Source organism: Shimia aestuarii (assembly GCF_022814865.1).
GTDB classification, from domain to species: domain Bacteria; phylum Pseudomonadota; class Alphaproteobacteria; order Rhodobacterales; family Rhodobacteraceae; genus Shimia; species Shimia aestuarii_A.
The window spans coordinates 80,419-99,723 of record NZ_JAKVRD010000007.1; the positions used below are offsets into that span (position 1 = coordinate 80,419).

Annotated in this window: 15 protein-coding genes and 1 tRNA gene; 8 read left to right on the forward strand and 8 right to left on the reverse strand. The window is 60.0% G+C overall.

The genetic code is table 11. The features are described 5' to 3' along the window. Positions 1-14: 14 nt before the first annotated feature. Positions 15-1,643 (reverse strand): citramalate synthase, encoded by a 1,629-nt coding sequence (gene cimA / locus MK745_RS09135; protein ID WP_243612984.1) that lies wholly within the window; start codon positions 1,641-1,643, stop codon positions 15-17. Then, positions 1,640-3,022: a cysteine--tRNA ligase gene (cysS, locus tag MK745_RS09140; protein WP_243612985.1), complete on the reverse strand. Its 1,383-nt coding sequence runs from the start codon at positions 3,020-3,022 to the stop codon at positions 1,640-1,642. Before cysS ends, cimA begins: the two co-directional genes overlap by 4 nt. 179 nt (positions 3,023-3,201) lie before the next feature. On the opposite strand from cysS, the gene MK745_RS09145 reads away from it, so the two are divergent. From MK745_RS09145 to MK745_RS09155, 3 genes are all read left to right on the forward strand, one after another. Then, a complete protein-coding gene (locus MK745_RS09145; protein WP_431978966.1) occupies positions 3,202-3,582 on the forward strand; it encodes an MmcQ/YjbR family DNA-binding protein in 381 nt (126 codons plus the stop codon). A gap of 141 nt (positions 3,583-3,723) precedes the next feature. Beyond that, on the forward strand, positions 3,724-4,896 hold the full coding sequence (locus MK745_RS09150) for a pyridoxal phosphate-dependent aminotransferase (RefSeq protein WP_243612986.1): 1,173 nt from the start codon (positions 3,724-3,726) through the stop codon (positions 4,894-4,896). Between the two features lie 208 nt (positions 4,897-5,104). Next, complete coding sequence (locus tag MK745_RS09155; protein WP_243612987.1) at positions 5,105-6,643, forward strand: trimethylamine methyltransferase family protein; 1,539 nt, start codon at positions 5,105-5,107, stop codon at positions 6,641-6,643. A 232-nt stretch (positions 6,644-6,875) separates the two neighbouring features. Here MK745_RS09155 and MK745_RS09160 read toward each other — a convergent pair whose 3' ends face one another. Beyond that, a complete protein-coding gene (locus MK745_RS09160; protein WP_243612988.1) occupies positions 6,876-7,115 on the reverse strand; it encodes an EF-hand domain-containing protein in 240 nt (79 codons plus the stop codon). A gap of 277 nt (positions 7,116-7,392) precedes the next feature. Between MK745_RS09160 and MK745_RS09165 the strand changes: the two genes are divergently transcribed. Further along, positions 7,393-7,863, forward strand: a complete 471-nt coding sequence (locus MK745_RS09165; protein ID WP_243612989.1) for an RNA polymerase sigma factor — start codon at positions 7,393-7,395, stop codon at positions 7,861-7,863. Positions 7,864-8,458: 595 nt separating this feature from the next. On the opposite strand, the gene MK745_RS09170 is transcribed toward MK745_RS09165, so the two are convergent. From MK745_RS09170 to pdxH, 5 genes are all read right to left on the reverse strand, one after another. Continuing rightward, a complete protein-coding gene (locus tag MK745_RS09170; RefSeq protein ID WP_243612990.1) occupies positions 8,459-12,127 on the reverse strand; it encodes a vitamin B12-dependent ribonucleotide reductase in 3,669 nt (1,222 codons plus the stop codon). Positions 12,128-12,739: 612 nt separating this feature from the next. Further along, positions 12,740-12,816 (reverse strand) — tRNA-Pro (locus MK745_RS09175). A 27-nt stretch (positions 12,817-12,843) separates the two neighbouring features. Next, positions 12,844-13,323, reverse strand: a complete 480-nt coding sequence (locus MK745_RS09180) for a DUF192 domain-containing protein (RefSeq protein ID WP_243612991.1) — start codon at positions 13,321-13,323, stop codon at positions 12,844-12,846. Next, a complete protein-coding gene (locus MK745_RS09185) occupies positions 13,320-13,856 on the reverse strand; it encodes a cold-shock protein (protein WP_243612992.1) in 537 nt (178 codons plus the stop codon). Before MK745_RS09185 ends, MK745_RS09180 begins: the two co-directional genes overlap by 4 nt. Before the next feature lie 145 nt (positions 13,857-14,001). Beyond that, positions 14,002-14,607, reverse strand: coding sequence for a pyridoxamine 5'-phosphate oxidase (gene pdxH / locus MK745_RS09190; RefSeq protein WP_243612993.1), 606 nt, complete (start codon positions 14,605-14,607; stop codon positions 14,002-14,004). A 96-nt stretch (positions 14,608-14,703) separates the two neighbouring features. Between pdxH and fabI the strand changes: the two genes are divergently transcribed. From fabI to MK745_RS09210, 4 genes are all read left to right on the forward strand, one after another. Next, the gene (gene fabI / locus MK745_RS09195) at positions 14,704-15,522 is read left to right on the forward strand and encodes an enoyl-ACP reductase FabI (RefSeq protein ID WP_243612994.1); all 819 of its coding nucleotides are present in this window, start codon (positions 14,704-14,706) and stop codon (positions 15,520-15,522) included. Positions 15,523-15,525: 3 nt separating this feature from the next. Further along, positions 15,526-16,044 (forward strand): xanthine phosphoribosyltransferase, encoded by a 519-nt coding sequence (gene gpt, locus MK745_RS09200; RefSeq protein ID WP_243612995.1) that lies wholly within the window; start codon positions 15,526-15,528, stop codon positions 16,042-16,044. Between the two features lie 134 nt (positions 16,045-16,178). Next, entirely contained in the window at positions 16,179-17,363 is a 1,185-nt protein-coding gene (locus tag MK745_RS09205; protein WP_243612996.1) for an aminotransferase, read from the forward strand. Positions 17,364-17,451: 88 nt separating this feature from the next. Beyond that, complete coding sequence (locus MK745_RS09210; RefSeq protein WP_243612997.1) at positions 17,452-19,293, forward strand: peptidylprolyl isomerase; 1,842 nt, start codon at positions 17,452-17,454, stop codon at positions 19,291-19,293. Positions 19,294-19,305 lie beyond the last annotated feature (12 nt).

Genomic DNA, 19,305 nt, shown 5'->3' on the forward strand with positions numbered 1-19,305 from the left:
GACTCCCATAGGGGTTAGATCTGAACCCGCGCATCCCGCGTGAGCTTCCAGTTGATCGCATCAAGAAGCGCATCGAAAGACGCATCAACGATGTTCGCCGAAACCCCGACCGTCGCCCAACGCCGCCCGGCGTCATCCTCGAAGTCTATGATGACACGCGTCACGGCCTCAGTGCCGCCATTGGTGATCCGCACCTTGAAGTCGACGAGTCGCACCGCGTCGATGCTGTCCTGATACGGGCCAAGGTCTTTCTTGAGCGCCTGCCAGAGCGCGTTGACCGGCCCCTCGTCGCTCATGTCATGCTCATGCTCGTTCTTGAAGAAGGAGGTGACCTTCGCCCCGTCCGGCATCTGCACGGTGATCACCGCCTCGGATTCCACGACGAGCTGCCCGCGCGCATTCCGGCGGCGCTCAGAGATCACCCGGTAGCGCTCCACGTCAAAGTACACCTCGGTGAGGCCAAGCTCTTCGCGCGCCAAGAGCTCGAAACTCGCCTGCGCGGTGTCATAGCTGAACCCCTCGGATTCCCGCGCCTTGATACGGTCGAGGATACGCCCCAGCGCTGGGTTCCCCTTCTCGACCTCAAGGCCCGCATCCGCCAACCGCTTGCGCAGGTTCGACTGCCCGGCTTGGTTTGACATGGGGATGATGCGCTCGTTGCCGACAAGGCCCGGCTCCACATGTTCATAGGTCGACGGGTCCTTGAGGATCGCGCTCGCATGAAGCCCCGCCTTGTGGGCAAAGGCCGAGGCCCCCACGTAAGGCGCCTGTTTCATCGACACACGGTTCAGGATATCGTCGAGCAATCGGCTCGCCCGCGTGATCCCTTTGAGCGCCTGACGCGTGATCCCGGTCTCAAACCTCGAGGCATAGGGCTCCTTAAGCAAGAGCGTCGGAATGAGCGTCGTCAGGTTCGCATTGCCACAGCGTTCGCCAAGCCCGTTGAGCGTTCCCTGCACCTGTCGCGCGCCCGCATCCACCGCCGCCAGTGAGTTGGCCACCGCGTGTTCGGTATCATTGTGGGTATGGATGCCCAGATGATCGCCCGGCACGCCCGCTGCGATGACCGCCTCGGTGATCGCCCGAACCTCGCCCGGTAGCGTCCCGCCATTGGTATCGCAAAGAACAACCCACCGCGCCCCAGCGTCATAGGCCGCTTTCACCGTCTCGATCGCATAGGCCGGATTGGCCTTGTAGCCGTCAAAGAAATGCTCGGCATCAAAAAGCGCCTCCCGGCCTTGCGCGACAAGATAGGTCAGGGATTTCGCGATGTTCTCGACATTCTCCTCAAGCGTAATGCCAAGCGCGGTCGTGACATGGAAATCATGCGTCTTGCCGACAAGGCACACCGCCGGCGTGTGCGCATTCATGACCGCCGCAAGCACGTCATCGTTCTCCGCCGACATCCCCGCCCGCTTGGTCATGCCAAAGGCGGTGAACGTCGCGCGCATCTCGGGGCGGGCCTCGAAAAACTCGCTGTCGGTCGGGTTCGCGCCGGGCCAGCCGCCCTCGATATAGTCGATCCCCAACTGATCAAGCACCTTGGCGATCTGCATCTTCTCGGGCGTCGAGAATTGCACGCCCTGCGTCTGCTGCCCGTCGCGCAGCGTCGTGTCATAGAGATAGAGGCGGTCCTTGGTCATAGCAGCCCCTCCAGCTTGGCCGGATCGAACCCCGCCGCCGGGAGCAACTCGACCCCTGCCTTGCTCATCCGTACCTCAACGCCCGCCGCAACCAGCGCCGCCTTGAGGCGATCTACTTCGGAGAAGTCCTTGGTTTCCATGGCTTTGGCGCGGGTGTTGGCGAGCAGGATTTCATAGTTGGAAAGATCAAAGTCCGGGGCTTCGTCCCATCCACCCATTTCATCTGTTAACAAGCCAATTAGTTGAGCTCCGCGGAGCAATGCCGCAGCTTGTCCTTCCTTTGCATACACCCTCAGGAAATACATTGCGCTGCCAAAGTTAAGGTCGTCGCACAGTGCTTCTAGAAAGCGAGGAGGCATTTCTTCTTGCGGAGTAACTCCGCGGCAAAGGGCACGCCACTTTCGCAATGTTCTCTCAGCCTGCGCTCGTTTGTTCTCGGTCCAGTTCATTGGCTTTCGGTAGTCGGTCGAGAGGAACACGAACCGGATCACCTCGCCTGGCACGCCCTGCTCCAACAGATCATGCACGGTAAAGAAGTTGCCCAGACTCTTGGACATCTTCTTGCCCTCGACCTGCAACATCTCATTATGCAGCCAGTAATTCGCAAACCCACCACCGTCCTCGGCATGGCCCGACGCACAACAGCTTTGCGCGACCTCGTTTTCATGGTGCGGAAACTGTAGATCGTTGCCACCGCCATGGATATCAAAGGTCTCGCCCAATAGGTCCTTGGCCATGGCCGAGCATTCGATATGCCAGCCCGGACGCCCCCGCCCCCACGGGCTATCCCAACCGGGCAAATCCTCCGAAGACGGCTTCCAAAGCACGAAATCCATCGGATCTTCTTTGTAAGGTGCAACTTCGACCCGCGCGCCCGCGATCATGTCATCGACCGAACGACCAGAAAGCGCGCCATAATGCTTGTAGGCCCGCACACGGAACAGGACATGCCCATCCTTGGCATAGGCAAAGTCATCCGCGATGAGCTTTTCAATCATCGCGATCATCTGCGGGATATAGGCGGTCGCGCGCGGCATCTCATTGGGATCCATCGCCCCAAGCGCACGCATGTCGTCGAGATACCATTGCGTCGTCTCCGCCGTGATTTCTCCGATCTCGCGCCCCGACTCCTTGGCGCGTGCGTTGATCTTGTCATCCACATCCGTGAAATTGCGCACATAGGTGACGTGATCCGCGCCATAGACATGGCGCAGAAGCCGGTAGAGCACGTCGAACACCACCACGGGCCGCGCATTGCCGATATGGGCGCGGTCATAGACCGTCGGACCACAGACATACATCCGCACATTCTCGGGGTCGATCGGGGTAAAGACCTCTTTCTTGCGGGTCTTGGTGTTGTGCAGTTTGATCGTCGTCATGTCTCGTCCTTCGGGCACGCAAAGAGAGCTTGCGCGGCGGGCTTAACAACTTCAGATCATGTTTGGAATAGAAGAACGGCCCGCCGGAATGTCTCAGCAGGGAATGCAGCAAATAATGATGGTGCAGGTGATCTTCATGCGCCAGACCCTAGGCTGCCCTTTCGGAGCGGTCAAGACGCTTGACGCAGGCCAGCCTGCACCTCACCCTACGAGCCATGAGCCGTGACACCGTCAATACGATCTGCGCCGCCCTGCCCGGTGCCGACTGGTCCGAACCTTTCGGGCCGGGGCATGATGTCTGGAAGGTCGGAGACAAGATCTTTGCCGCCATCGGCGCGCAAGGCACTGGTGTCTCCGTGAAGACCCCCGATGTCGAGACCGCGCAGATGCTGATCGACGCGGGCGTCGGCGTGAAGGCCCCCTATTTTCACAAGAGCTGGATTCACCTGCCACTGGATGCCGAGACCGAGGAACTGCGCCACCGCATCACCGCCTCCTACGACCTCATCCGCGCGAGCCTGACCAAGAAGGCCCAAGCCGCGCTCGCGCCGCGCGCCTGAAATCTGCACTGACGCAATACCGACGTAATACCGACGCGATACATATCCCGGTTTTGATACCTCCCATCACACAATTGCATTTGACTTCCCCGCGTCGCTTTGGCCCTCTCTGGGCTCATTTTCACGCAGCAAGGACGCCCCATGAAGCTCTCCCATCGCATCACGCACCTGACACCCTCCGGCTCTGACGGATGGGAGGTTTTCTACCGCGCCCGCCAGATGGTCGCCGCAGGTGAGGACGTGATCGAACTGACGATTGGCGAGCATGATATCGGCACCGATACCGTGATTCTCGACGCGATGGACCGCGCCGCCAAAGGCGGGCACACGGGCTATGCCATGGTCCCCGGCATCCAGTCCTTGCGCGAAAGCGTAGCGCGCCGGATCGAGGAAAGAACTGGCGTGCCAACGACTTACGAGAATATCCTCATCACACCCGGCGGGCAATCAGCCCTTTTCGCCGCGCATCTTGCGGCCTGTGACGAGGGCGACACCGCGCTTTATATTGACCCCTATTATGCGACCTATCCCGGCACAATCCGCGGCATCGGTGCCAAGCCCGTCGCCATCCAAACCCGCGCCGAAGACGCGTTTCAGCCCCGCGCCGAGGATATCGAGGCGCACGCGAAAGGCGCGTCTTCGCTCCTCATCAACACGCCGAACAACCCCACTGGCACGATCTATTCCCGCCAAACCCTCGACGGCATTGCCGAGGTCTGCCGCAAGCACGATCTCTGGCTAATCTCCGACGAAGTCTACGACACCCAAGTCTGGGAAGGCCAACACCTCTCCCCCCGCGCCCTCCCCAACATGGCCGACCGCACCCTCGTCGTCGGTTCCATGTCGAAGTCCCACGCCATGACCGGAAGCCGCGTCGGCTGGATTTGTGGCCCTGCCGACGTCGTTCAGCACCTCATAAACCTCGCCACGCATACGACCTATGGCGTGCCGGGATACATTCAGGACGCCGCCGATTTTGCCATCGCGCAAGGCCCTGATCTCGAAGAAAAAATTGCCGAACCCTTCCGCCGACGCCGCGCCCTTGCACGGGATATTCTCGCACGGCACAACGCGGTCGGTCTGATCCCCTCGCAAGGCGCGATGTATCTCATGCTCGACCTTCGCGCGACGGGCCTGAGCGGGTTCGAATTCGCCAATCGCCTGCTGGATGCGCATCGCATCGCCGTGATGCCGGGCGAGAGCTTTGGCAAGGCCGCTGCGGGTCACGTGCGCGTCGCCATGACCATCGAAGACAAGGCCTTCGCCGCAGCGCTTGAAACGATCTGCACCTTCGCGGAATCACTCTCGAAATAGCCATTCGCGACATTCTGTCGCTTTCCGCACAGATTTCGCCGCTTTTCCCGCCCAGACTTTCCCAAAACAGGGAGAGTTCACATGCGTCGGAAAATTTACCTGACGCGCCTTGTCATCGGGGCGGCCCGTGGCCGTGCTGCCCGTGGGCGGCCAAGCCCGTCCTGTCACCAACACAGATTCCAGACAGGACTTCAAAGGCTTAGATCCCATGACACAGATTCAACCCCGTCGCTCTGGTGGCCGCGCAGCACGCCACATCAGCCGTAGCACCCCGCTCGCTTCCAACGAACGCCCGATCCGTCCCGGTCTTGAAGGGGGGCGCTATAATCCCTTGGGCGAAACAGACATGGCCCGCATACACGCCGCCGCCCTGACCGCGCTTGAAGAGATCGGCCTCGCGGGCGCACCCGAAAGCGGTATCGCCGCCCTAACAGGCGCTGGCGCGGTGCTTGGCAGTGATGGCCGCCTGCGCTTCCCACGCGCGCTCGTCGAAGACACATTGGCCAACGCCAACCGAAGCGTAACGCTCTTTGGCCGCGATCCTTTGCAAGATATGCAGCTCTCCGGTGCACGTGTCCACTACGGAACGGCCGGGGCTGCCGTGCACGTGGTTGATCCCGAGGGGCGGCATTATCGGGAAAGCACCCTGCAAGACCTCTTTGAGGCGGCAAAGATCACAGACCACCTCGACAACATCCATTTCCTACAACGTCCGATGGTCGCCCGCGATATCACGGATAACCGCGAAATGGATTATAACACGGTCTATGCGTGCTGTTCCGGGACGCGAAAACATATAGGCACCTCTTTCTCTGATAAGGCCCATGTGGCCGACGCCCTTGAGATGCTTCACCTTATCGCGGGCGGCGAAGACGCTTGGCGTGCGCGACCATTTGTTAGCAATTCCAATTGCTTCGTTGTGCCACCCATGCGTTTCGCAACAGAGAGCTGCGAAGTGATGGAGGCCTGCATCGCGGGCGGCATGCCTGTCCTTTTGTTGTCGGCTGGCATGGCCGGGGCCACGGCGCCTTCCACCGTCGCAGGCGCCATCGTGCAATCGACCGCAGAGTGCCTTGCCGGTCTCGTCTATGTGAACGCCATCAAACCCGGTCACCCGGCGATCTTTGGCACCTGGCCTTTCGGCCTCGACCTGCGCACCGGCGCAATGAGCGTCGGGTCAGGCGAACAGGCACTTCTGTCGTCGGGCTGCGCCCAGATGCACCGCTACTATGATCTCCCCGGCGGCTCAGCGGCCGGTGCGGCGGACTCCAAACTCCCAGATATGCAGGCCGGTTGGGAGCAGATGTGCTCGGCCGTGATGACCGGGCTTTCCGGTTGCAACATGGTTTATGAAGCTGCGGGAATGCATGCCTCTCTCCTAGGATTCTGTCAGGAGTCCCTAATCCTTGGGGACGATCTCATCGGGCAGGCGTTGCGCTGTGTACGGGGCATCGAGGTCGATGATGAAACCCTTGCCCTCGATCAGATGCGCGAGGTTTGCTTGGAGGGACCAGGACATTACCTTGGAACCTCGCAAACCCTTGGGCGAATGGAAAAAGATCATGTTTATCCAAAACTTGGGGACAGAACCTCACCCAAAGAATGGGATGAAAAAGGGAAACCTGACTTGATTGCCAAGGCCACGGCTCGCAAGAATGACATCCTCGCCGCGCCAGGCCTTGCCCAGTTTGATCCGCGCATTGATCGGGAAATCCGGAAGCGGTTCAATATCCACCTGCGCCCCTAAGGAGCGCGCGCGGGCATCTTGCAAGGTGCTTTCCGTCATCCCTTTGGAGTTTGCGCTGGCAACCGAGCTATGGGAATCCCGAACAAAAATATATAAATAATTACAATAACCTAAAGAACAAACCAGATCTTCCAACTGGCCCTCAAGGCCGGGCGTGCGGCAGTACACGCCCGGCCTGATCGCTCCGGCCCTGGGGGGGGAATGAAAGGCGACCGGAGCTTTGTGCTTTGCGTCAGCCGTCTTTCTTGGCAAGCACGCCGGCTTCCACGGCCGCCTGATATTCTTCCTCCGAGACGCTCCCATCGGCATCCGCATCGATCGCGGCAAAGACCTCCTCGGTCACGTCGGGGTGCACCTGCTTGATTTCTTCCATGCTGATAGCCCCGTCGCCATTGGCGTCTGCGGTCATGGCGTAGGCGGGAAGAGCGGCACCGGTGAGGGTCAGGACGGTGGCAATCATTGCACGTTTCATTTGATGTACTCCTATGTCGATCAGATTGATCTTGTTTCATTGTGAAGGCGCGTTGCTGATGCCTTCGAAACCATAGACGCGGGAAATCCCATTATCGTTCCTCGCCGCCGCCGTTTCCCCGGAACTGGCCGAAAACTGCCAAATTCGCCCTGCGCGACCGGCAAACCGGTGCCGAAAAAGCCCCCTTCCCGTTCCTCGGCGGAAAACCCCGGCCTTTTCAAAGGGTTCTGCCTCACCAATGTTCTGGACAAGACAACAGGCACGAAGGAAGCTCCCGATGAAATGCACGAAAACACGCGAGAAAGAGGTCGATTTCGCCCAGCTTCGCACAAGGCTGCTTCGGAAATCGCGGCGCTATGGATCAGAGGCCGAAGACCTTGTGCAGGAGGCGATCCTGAAACTCTTCACGCATCTGGCAGAGGGGGCCGAGATCGACAATCTCGAGGCCTACGCCACGACAACGCTGCACAATCTGGCCCGCTCCAGATGGCGAAAGATGGTCGCAACCGAAGAGTTTGACGAGGGAATGACAGTCACAGAGGCGGACGCCAGCGTCCATCTCGAAGCGAGAGAGACCCTCGCGGCCATAGACGCCTTGCCCGACCATCAGGCCAGCTTGCTGCGCCTCGTCGCCAAAGGGACACAGAGCCCCTATGACATTGCCTCCCGGACCGGTCTGCCGCTTGGAACCGTGAATTCTCGCCTCGCCCGTGCCCGCGCGCGGCTACGCGATCTTACGGATTCATAACCCGGTCAAAAAATAGGGGGGCTAACGCCCCCCAGTTTCGCCACTCAAGCTCACTCTATGTACCGCCCGTAGTTTTTGCCTGCGGCCTGAGCGTCGTCGGGGCGAGCGCACCCGCCCCGTGTTCTGGCGAGAGAAGGCGGCTGTCCGCCTTCTCTCTAGTTCTTTTTTAGCCGAGATTATCGCTCTCAGTCCCATTCGGGTTAGATGCGATTATCCTACGACCTTCCACGCGACGGACGTGGTAACCATCGTGAAGACCTGCTTCAACTTCATTTGCCAATCGTCCTCGGGTGATTTCCCCCCGTCCTGGCACATTGAAGTGAGTGTTCAACCCGGTTTCGGTTTCACGTGTGACCGTGATTTTCTTTCGAGGCACTAAATTCACCTCCTTTCCACTTTTCCACAGGTTGCGAGCTTTTCTTGGTGGCAAACCTGTGAGTAAGTCCGTGCGCTATTGATCGCCTCCTTCGGCTATGGTTCGTTGATATTCATCGACCCAACGGGGCCGAATTAGGTTGTTCCACCGCCCACACGGATTAAGCGGGGGAAAAGCCGGGGAGCGGTGTTGGCGCACCGTTCCCCAACTCTCAATCTCTTAGCTACACCCGCTTGTCGCGCCGCAGGTGTTGCATTTCATGCAGGTGCCATTGCGCACCAGCGTGTAGTTGCCGCAATCGCCGCAAGGATCGCCTTCGTAGCCCTGCATTTTGGCCTTGGTGCGCGCATCCATCGACACGGTCCCTGTCGATACGGCGGTCGTGGTCGTGGTGGCGCTGACCGTCGCGCCGCCGGTTTCGGGCACGAGTGTCTGTAGCGCGACCTCCGGGTCGACCGTATTGAGCGCCACCGCCCCGGCACCGCCGTTCAGCACCACAAGTTCTTGCGGAAGGCGCTTGCGCAGATAGCCGGTCGAGGAGATCTGCTTAAGCACTTCGAGCGATTTCGACGCCGCGCTTTCGCTGAGTTCCTGCACGTTCGACACGCCCTCTTCCTCGCCACGACCGAGGTCATCGAAGGACGCACCCTGCGGCTTCACATGTGCCAGGTCTGTTCGATCAAGATAAGAAACAGCCAGTTCCCGGAAGATATAATCGAGGATGGATGTTGCATTTTTGATAGAATCGTTGCCCTGGACCATGCCCGCCGGCTCGAATTTCGTGAAGGTAAAGGCGTCGACGAACTCCTCAAGCGGCACGCCATACTGAAGGCCAACAGAAACCGCGATGGCAAAGTTGTTCATCATCGCCCGGAAGCCCGCGCCTTCCTTGTGCATGTCGATGAAGATCTCGCCAAGCGAGCCATCCTCATACTCTCCGGTGCGCAGATAAACCTTGTGACCCCCGACAACCGCTTTCTGGGTATAGCCCTTGCGGCGCTCTGGCATCTTGGTGCGCTGAGACTTGATGATCTCCTTGACCACGACTTTCTCGATGATTTTCTCGGCGAGAACGGTGGCCTTTTCCTGCATCGAGCCGCTCTCGAGCACCTCGGCCGCCTCGTCGTCATCCTCGACCAGCGCCGCCGCGAGGGGCTGCGAGAGTTTCGAACCGTCACGATAGAGCGCGTTGGCCTTCACACCGAGCGACCAGGACAGCTCATAAGCCTTCTGGCAATCCTCGATGGTCGCATCGTTGGGCATGTTGATCGTCTTGGAGATCGCGCCCGAGATGAACGACTGCGCCGCCGCCATCATGGTGATGTGGCTGTTGACCGAGAGATACCGCTTACCCTTCTTACCGCAGGGGTTGGCGCAGTCGAAGATCGCATAGTGTTCTTCCTTGAGGAAGGGCGCCCCTTCGAGGGTCATCGTGCCGCAGACGTGGTCGTTCGCCGCGTCGATATCCTTCCGCGAGAACCCAAGATGGGTCAGCATGTCGAAGGTCGGATCGTTGAGCTTCTCCGCCGGGATGCCAAGCACATTGGTGCAGAAGGCCTCTCCAAGGGTCCACTGATTGAACACAAAGCGGATGTCGAACGCGGTTTCGAGCGAGGCTTCGATCTTGTCGAGTTCCGCCTGACCGAACCCATGCCCGATAAGCGAGGTGTGGTTGATGCCCGGCGCGTTGCCAAGGCTCCCATGGCCCACCGCGTAAGACACGATTTCTTCGATCTGCGAGGAAGAATAGCCAAGTTTCTCGAGCGCCGAAGGCACAGAGCGGTTGATGATCTTGAAGTACCCACCACCAGCGAGCTTCTTGAATTTCACCAGAGCAAAGTCCGGCTCGATCCCGGTCGTGTCGCAATCCATGACAAGGCCAATCGTGCCGGTCGGCGCGATGACCGAGGTCTGCGCGTTGCGATAGCCGTTCTTTTCGCCAAGGCGCAGTGCCTCGTCCCAGCTCGACTGTGCGAGCGCGACGAGCTTCTGATCCGGGCAGCTATCAAGATCAAGCGCGACCGGCTTCACCTCAAGCCCTTCATAGCCTTCCGTTTCGCCATAGGCGGCCCGGCGGTGGTTGCGAATGACCCGGAGCATGTGATCGGCGTTGCGTTTGTAGCCCGAGAACGGCCCGAGTTCGCCCGCCATCTCCGCCGAGGTTGCATAGGCGACGCCGGTCATGATCGCGGTGAGCGCGCCGGTGAGCGCCCGGCCCTCCTCGGAGTCATAGCTCATGCCCATGTTCATCAAGAGGCCACCGATGTTGGCATAGCCAAGTCCGAGCGTCCGGAAGTCATAGGACAGCTGCGCGATTTCCTTCGACGGGAACTGCGCCATCATCACCGAGATCTCGAGGGTGACGGTCCAAAGACGCGTCGCGTGCATGTAGTCTTCGGCGTTGAACTTGCCGTCTTCAAGGAAGGTCAGCAGGTTCATCGACGCGAGGTTACAGGCCGTATCGTCAAGGAACATGTACTCCGAGCACGGGTTGGAGCCGCGGATTTCGCCGTCTTCCGGGCAGGTATGCCAGGCGTTCACGGTGTCATGGAACTGAATGCCGGGGTCGGCACAGGCCCAGGCCGCGTGGCCCACGTCTTCCCAGAGCTTCCGCGCCTTGATGGTCTTGGCGACCGAGCCGTCCGTGCGACGGATCAGCTCCCAATCTGCGTCGTCCTTAACCGCCTTCAGGAAAGCATCAGTGACGCGGATCGAGTTGTTGGAGTTCTGACCGGAGACAGATGCATAGGCCTCGCTATCCCAATCAGTGTCATAGGTCGGGAACTCGATGGAGCCATAACCCTGCTTGGCGTAATCAAGCACACGCTTGACGTAAGTCTCGGGGATAGCAACCTTTTTGGAGTCCCTGATCGCCGCCTTCAGGCCTTCGTTGACCTTCGGATCATAGGCGTCCTCTTCCTTGCCGTCCCAGGCACGGATCGCTGCGAAGATCGCATTGAGCTTCTCTTCGTGCATCTTCGAGCCGGCCACGATGGAGGCGACCTTCTGCTCTTCCTTGACCTTCCAGTTGATGTATTCCTCGATATCCGGGTGATCGGCATCGACGATGACCATCTTGGCCGCGCGGCGCGTCGTGCCGCCGGATTTGATTGCGCCCGCCGCGCGGTCGCCGATCTTCAGGAACCCCATCAGGCCCGAGGATTTCCCACCGCCCGACAGATTCTCGTTGGCCGCCCGTAGCGACGAAAAGTTGGTGCCGGTGCCGGAGCCGTATTTGAACAGGCGTGCCTCACGCACCCAGAGATCCATAATACCGCCATCGCCAACAAGGTCGTCGGCCACGGATTGAATAAAGCACGCATGCGGCTGCGGATGCTCATAAGCGGATTTCGAGCGGGTCAGCTTGCCGGTCTTATGGTCGACATAGTGGTGTCCTTGGCTCGGGCCATCGATGCCATAGGCCCAATGCAGGCCGGTGTTGAACCATTGCGGAGAGTTTGGTGCCGCGCGCTGGGTCGCAAGCATGTAGCGCATTTCATCGAAATAGGCGCGGGCGTCCTTCTCGGTCGAGAAATAGCCCCCCTTCCAGCCCCAGTAGGTCCATGCGCCTGCGAGGCGATCAAAAACCTGCTTGGACGAGGTCTCGCCGCCCATCTCTGCGCCCTCGGCCGGAACCGAGCGCCAAAGGAACTCTGGCACGCCCTTTTCTTTGACCTTCTTGGTCTTCGAGGGCACGCCTGCTTTGCGGAAATATTTCTGGGCGATCACATCGCTTGCAACCTGGCTCCAGCTCGTCGGCACTTCGACATTGTCGAGACGGAACACGATCGTGCCATCCGGATTGCGAATCTCGCTCACAGTGCTTGCGAAATCCAAGCTTGCGTATGCGTCCTGCCCTGCCTTGGTGAAATTTCTTTCGATTTTCATTGTTATGCCTCTGCTTCCCAGCGTGTTGTCGTCCCCAAGGGCGCCTGTGCGCCCTGTCCGCCGGTGGCTCTGGAGGAAGAGACAAGACAGCCCCGCGCGGCGCCCATAGGTGCGCCGGTCTCCCGAACCATCCCGCTGTTCGGATCGCTGTTTGGTGTTCTGTCCCTGCTCCAGCCTGCGTCACCACTATATGTTGTGGCGCTCTCGGCTGACCCCCACAACCTGACGCATTCGGCACAAGACCGTCAAACATTTTATTTGGCTTCTGAGGGGATTTTTGATGTTGACCAGAAAGGCTGATTTTGACGCTCGCTGCCGTCGTCCGATTCCTTTCTTAACGCGAAGTCGCCGTCGAGTTGGCGCATCACTTCGGGAGCTTTGGCGAAGCGCCTAAAATTCAAGGAAAATCCGGAACGGGTCCGAAACGGTCCAAGATATCCACAACATCTAGCGAGACCGAAAAGGTTAACACAATATATATGTCACCTTCATGCGAATGACATGAAAATCGAATCTTGCAAGAAGGTGATTCTTCGCAAAAAGCGCCCGCAAGGCGCCAAAGCAAAAAGCAGTTGCCCGCTAAACAGGCGCCAAAGATGTGTCTTTGAAAATTGGTCGGGGCGGCGAGATTCGAACTCACGACCCCCTGTACCCAAAACAGGTGCGCTACCAGACTGCGCTACGCCCCGAACCGAGGCTGGGTTTAGCGGCTTCGTCTAGCGCGAACAAGGCCAAACAGCGTTGCTTTCGGAAATAGATGCATGACGCATCTCGCTGCCGACCGTGATCCCAAGCGCATCCGCCATCCCGCCGTTGATCTCGAGCACATAGCGCACAGGTGCGCGGCTTGGAATCTGGGTCCGGTCGCCGGGGATGGCCTCGTGGTGTATGCGAACGACCGCGCCAGCCTCATCGATGAAGAGCATGTCCAAAGGGATCAGCGTATTCTCCATCCAGAAACTGACCGGGCGCGTCCTGTCGAAGATGAAAAGCATGCCTGCCCCACGCGGCAGCGACTCACGCATCATCAATCCGCGCGCGCGTTCCGTCTCGTCATCAGCGATCTCGACACGGAAATGAGCTTGCCCCCAAGCGCCGCGCAAACTGACACGATCTTCTCGGCAGGTGGTCTCAGCGGCCCCGCCCGTCACGGACAAGAGCAGCCAAACCCCGGCGACAAGACCGCGTCGGATCATACGGTTTCCTTATCGAGCGCGTTTTCCCATGCGCTGACCTCGATGGCCATGAGGCCCCGTTTGCCTTCTATGGCGCGGATTGCAAGGGCTTCGCCTGGCTGCAGGTCCGCAAGACCCGACCGGCGCAGGACTTCTATATGCAAAAAGACGTCTTCAGGGCGCCCAAAGATATTGGCAAAGCCAAACCCCTTGCCCTTGTCGAACCATTTCACCCGCGCGGGTTCGAGCCGCGCATTGCGAATGTCTTCTTCATCCAGCTCGATGAAATCGGCGAGCGTATGCGACTCACTTGCGCCCGGCACTTCGATCCGGATCACTTCGACGGCCTGCACCCCGCGGTCGGTCTTTTGCGCATCAATCTCGATCCGGGCGCTATCTGCGACGGTGCTCTGACCGAAATTTCGCAAAACGTTGGCGTGCAACAACACGTCCGGCCCGCCCTCATCGCTGACGACAAATCCAAATCCCTTGACTGGATCGAACCATTTTACTTCCCCAATGATCCGAGTCAGCTCTCTTTTTGTATCACTCAACAGCTTAACCTTACGCCTTTCGTGAGTCGCGCCCCATGCGGGCGCCAGTCTGCGCGATTTTTCCAACTTGGGCAAGAAAAGCAGTAATTTGTTTTCAAGGACTTGCATTCCACGTTACGTGAATGACGCGTCCTGCCTTGCCCCCTTAGGGGTTGAGCCGTGTCACGCTCCAAGCCTCGTCAAAGGAAGCGCGACGCCAGACAAAACGATCATGCAACCTGAAGGCGCCATCGGCCCAGAACTCCATCTCCAAAGGTGTGATCCGGTAGCCCCCCCAATAAGGCGGTCGCTTGGGATTCGTCCCCTTCTGCGCCGTGATCTTCGCCACATCCGCCATCAGCGCCGCACGCGACGACAGTGGCTCGGATTGGCGCGAGGCCCAGGCCCCAAGACGGCTCTTGAGAGAGCGGGACTCATAATACTCATCTGCTTGCGGCCCTTCTTCACGGCTGACAAGCCCGCGCACCCGCACCTGACGGCGCAGCGATTTCCAGTGCATCACGAACCCCGCCTTGCCCGCGCTCTCGATCTCCCGCGCTTTGGCACTGCCGTAATTGGTGTAAAAGACAAAGGCTGCGTCTTCGATTTCCTTGAGAAGGACCATCCGCACATTCGGCAGGCCATCCGCATCCACCGTCGCAAGGGCGATGGCGTTTGGGTCATTGACCTCGCTTGCCTCTGCCTCACTCAACCATGCGCGCGCGATGGCGAATGGATCATCCCCTGCGAAAATCCCGGTTCTGTCTGACATGGTGCAAAGCCTCTCTGCTGCGTCTCACCGCTCTTGATGCGATCATGCGGATCGCCTAAACGTCCCTCTAACCGAATTGCGACGGAGACTGACGGAATGTCAAACAATCTGATGGCGGGCAAGCGCGGCGTGATCATGGGCCTTGCCAATGACAAGTCGATTGCCTGGGGCATTGCAAAGGCTTGCGCCGATGCGGGCGCCGAGATGGCCTTTACCTATATGGGCGAGGCGTTCAAGAAGCGCGTGGCCCCGCTGGCCGAACAACTGGGTGTCGAGACGCTGATCGATTGCGACGTGTCCGACATGGCCTCCGTCGATGCGGCCTTTGCCGAGATCGAAGCCAAATTCGGCAAGATCGACTTCCTCGTCCACGCCATCGGCTTTTCCGACAAGAACGAACTGCGCGGGCGCTATGTCGATACCAGCCGCGATAACTTCCTGATGACGATGGATGTGAGCTGCTACAGCTTCACCGCCGTGATGCAACGCGCTGAGAAGTTCATGAACGCGGGTGGCTCGGCCCTGACCCTGACCTACTACGGTGCAGAGCAGGTCATGCCGCATTACAACGTCATGGGCGTCGCCAAGGCCGCGCTTGAGGCTTCTGTAAAGTATCTCGCCGAAGACCTCGGCAAGGACGGCATCCGCGTCAATGCGATCTCGGCCGGCCCCATCAAGACGCTCGCCGCCTCCGGCATCGGCGATTTCCGTTATATCCTGAAATGGAACGAGCTGAACTCGCCGCTGCGCCGCAATGTCACCATCGACGACGTTGGCAACTCGGCGCTCTACTTGCTCTCCGATCTCGGAAGCGGCGTCACGGGCGAAAACCTGCATGTCGATGCGGGTTATCACGTGGTCGGCATGAAAGCGGTCGATGCGCCGGATATCGACGCTGTCACCGGAAGGAAGTAAACCATGAGCGACCGCCTGCCCCACGAAAAAGGCTTTCACATCAGCTGGGACCAGATCCATCGCGACTCCCGCGCACTTGCGTGGCGTCTTGACGGGCAAGGGCCGGACGACGGGGCTTGGCGCGCCGTGGTCGCCATCACCCGCGGTGGCATGGCGCCAGCAATGATCGTCAGCCGCGAGTTGGACATTCGCACCGTCGACACGATCAGCGTCAAGTCCTACCACTCCGGCGGTGGCAAGCAGGACCAGCAGCGCGAGGCGGAAGTCCTGAAATCCCCCGACGCAGACCTGATGGGCGACGGCACCGGCATCCTCATCATCGACGACCTTGTCGATAGCGGCAAAACGCTCGAACTGGTGCGGGAAATGTATCCCAAGGCACATTTTGCCACCGTCTATGCCAAGCCGAAGGGCCGTCCGCAGGTTGAGACCTTCATCACCGAGGTGAGCCAGGATACCTGGATTTTCTTCCCCTGGGACATGGCGCTGCAATATGTAGAGCCCTATCGCGGCACCGACTGAGACCGGCGCTGGCGTCTAGGGCGGATGCCTCCGGCGGGAGGTATTTTTACAGAGAAGAAGACAGGGGCGCATTGCCCCCGGTGAGAGCGGCCCTTAGGGTCGCTCTTGTTGTTTGAATCCCACGGAGAGCGCTCATGTCCTTGCCCCGCACAGCCGCCAGTTTTGCCCCGCCTGTCATGGAGGCCCGGCGCTGGCTTGAGGGGGTGACCTTCCCGCAGGACCGCCCCCTCATCAACGTGAGCCAAGCCGCGCCCGTCGATCCGCCGCCGGAAGCCCTGCGCCGCCATATCGCTGACGTCGCACTCAACCTGCCGGAGGCGCATCTCTACGGTCCCGTACTCGGCCTGCCCGGGCTGCGCGAAGAGGTCGCGACACAATTTGGCACGGCCTACGGCGGCGAGATCAGCGCCGCGCAGGTCGCCGTCACCGCAGGCTGCAATCAGGCGTTTTGTGCTGCGATCACAGCCACTTGCGGCGAGGCAGACGAGGTTATCCTCCCGGTGCCGTGGTACTTTAATCACAAAATGTGGCTCGACATGATGGGCGTCAAAGCCGTGCCGCTTCGCACCGGGGATGACCTTCTTCCGAATCCGGAAGCCGCCCGCGCGCTCATAACGTCTCGCACCCGCGCGATTGTGCTTGTGACCCCGAACAACCCCGGCGGCGTGGAATATCCCGCCGCGCTCGTGCGCGCCTTCTATGAGCTTGCGCGCGAAACCGGCCTGCGTCTGATCGTCGATGAAACCTACCGCGATTTCGATGCGCGCAGCGGCGCGGCGCATGATCTCTTCGCCGATCCGGACTGGCCCGAGACCTTGGTGCAGCTTTATTCCTTTTCCAAAGCCTATCGCCTCACCGGACACCGCGTCGGCGCGATGATTGCCTCTGAAACGCTCTTGTCAGAGGTCGAGAAGTTCCTCGATACGGTCACCATCTGCCCCAATCAACTCGGCCAACATGCCGCGCTCTGGGGCATGCAGAACCTCTCGCAATGGCTCTCGGGTGAGCGCGCCGAGATTCTCGACCGCCGCGCCGCAATTTCAGAGGCCATGCCCGCGCTCGAAGCGGAAGGTTGGCATCTCATGGGCGTGGGGGCCTATTTCGCCTATCTTCGTCACCCGTTTGCCATGTCCTCCCGCGATCTCGCCCCTGCGTTGGTGCGCGAGGCCGGGGTGCTCTGCCTGCCCGGCACGATGTTTATGCCCGAGGATCACGCAGCGGGCGGCGAACAGCTTCGTATTGCCTTTGCAAATGTGGACCGGGCGGGCATTGCCGCGCTCTTTGACCGCCTTGCCGCGGTTTCCTTCGAGAAACGCTAGGCCCCGGGGCTGCATCGCCCCTTGCTCCCCTTCTTCTTGCGTCGTAGACATCGCTCGATAAACGCAATGGAGAAGGCAGGGAGCCGTCATGTCCAAGTCAAGCACGTCGAAAACCCTCGTCTGGATTCTGATGGCCATGCTCATCTTCGGTCTGGGCGGGTTCGGGATTACCAATCTCGGGGGTTCGGCAACCTCTGTCGGCTCTGTCGGCGACAAGGAAATCGACATCAACGAATATGCCCGCGCCCTGCAAAACGAGCTGCGCGCTGTCGAAGCACAGACCGGCCAATCGCTGAGCTTTGCCGATGCGCGCGCTATGGGTCTCGATCAGATCGTGCTTGGTAATCTTGTCACCACCCGCGCGCTTGACGCCGAGAATGATCGCCTTGGGATCTCGCTTGGCGACGCCCGCCTCGCACAGGAACTTCGGGCAATTTCCGCCTTCAAATCGCCGGATGGCCAATTTGACCGCGAAGCCTATAAATTCGCGCTCGAGCAGATCGGCATGAGCGAAGCCGAGTTCGAAACCTCCATGCGCGAAGAAAGTGCCCGCGCCCTGCTTCAAACGGCGATTGTTTCTGGCCTTTCCATGCCGGTCTCCTACGGCGAGGTGATCTTGAACTTTGTCGGTGAAGAGCGCGATGTGACCATTGCACGTCTTGACGCCGAAGCGCTTGCCTACCCGGTTGCAACGCCGAGCGACGATCAACTCTTGGCCTATTACGAGGCCAACATCGACGCCTTCACACGTCCCGCCATGCGCGAGATCACCTATGCATGGCTGTCGCCTTCGATGCTGATCGACACGGTTGAGATCGACGAAGAGACCCTGCGCGCGCTCTACGAAGAGCGCAGCGCAGAGTTCAACACGCCCGAGCGCCGCCTCGTGGAACGTCTCGCCTTTGCCGACATGGACGCCGCAGAGGCGGCCCGCGCAAAGCTTGATGCAGGCGAAAGCAGCTTTGAAGATCTGGTCGCGGCGCGCGGTCTTGAGCTTTCCGATACCGATCTCGGCGACGTGAGCACCGCCGATCTTGGCGCCGCTGGTGAGGCCGTATTCTCCGCAGAGGTCGGAAGCGTTGCTGGCCCGATCCAAACCATCATCGGCCCGGCGCTGTTCCGTGTGAACGGTGTTCTGCCTGGCAACGAAGTCCCCTTTGACGAGGCCCTTCCCGAACTGCGCGAAGAACTAGCCGCTGAACGGGCGCGCCGTGTGATCGACTCCGAGATGAGCGCGATTGACGACCTTCTCGCGGCCGGGGCCACGCTCGAAGAACTCGCCAAGGAATCCGACATGCAGGTGGACCAGATTTCCTGGCATGACGGGTTGGGCGATGGCATTGCGGGCTATGAAGAATTCCGCGCACTTGCCGCGACACTGACCGCCGAGGACTTCCCCCAGATCGAGACCCTCGAGGATGGTGGCATCTTTGCCATGCGCCTTGATGGCGAAACCCCGGCCGCACCCGCCCCCTTTGACGAGGTGCGCGATGAGGTCGCCGCCGCGTGGACCCGTGATGAAACCGTGCGCCGCCTTGAAGAGATGGCTGCAAACCTGACGCCGATGCTCGGCGGGGATGCGGACCTTTCGGTCTATGGACTCGCACCGCGTACCGAGACCGGCATCCTGCGCAACGGATTTGTGCCCGATACACCCGCGACCTTCCTTGAGACCGTGTTCTCGCTTGAGGACGGTGCGGTTGCGACGCTGCCGCATGACGATACCGTGCTGATCCTGCGTCTCGACGCAGTGCGTCAGCCGGACAAGGAGAACGAGGAAATCTCCTCCCTCGCCAATACACTCCTGCGTCAGGCGGCCGAAGGCATCGCACAAGATGTGTTCCAAGCCTACGCCACCGAGATTCAGGCGCAGAAGGGTGTCACCCTCGACCAGCCTGCAATCAACGCCGTGCACGCGCAATTCCAATAAGCACTCCGACGA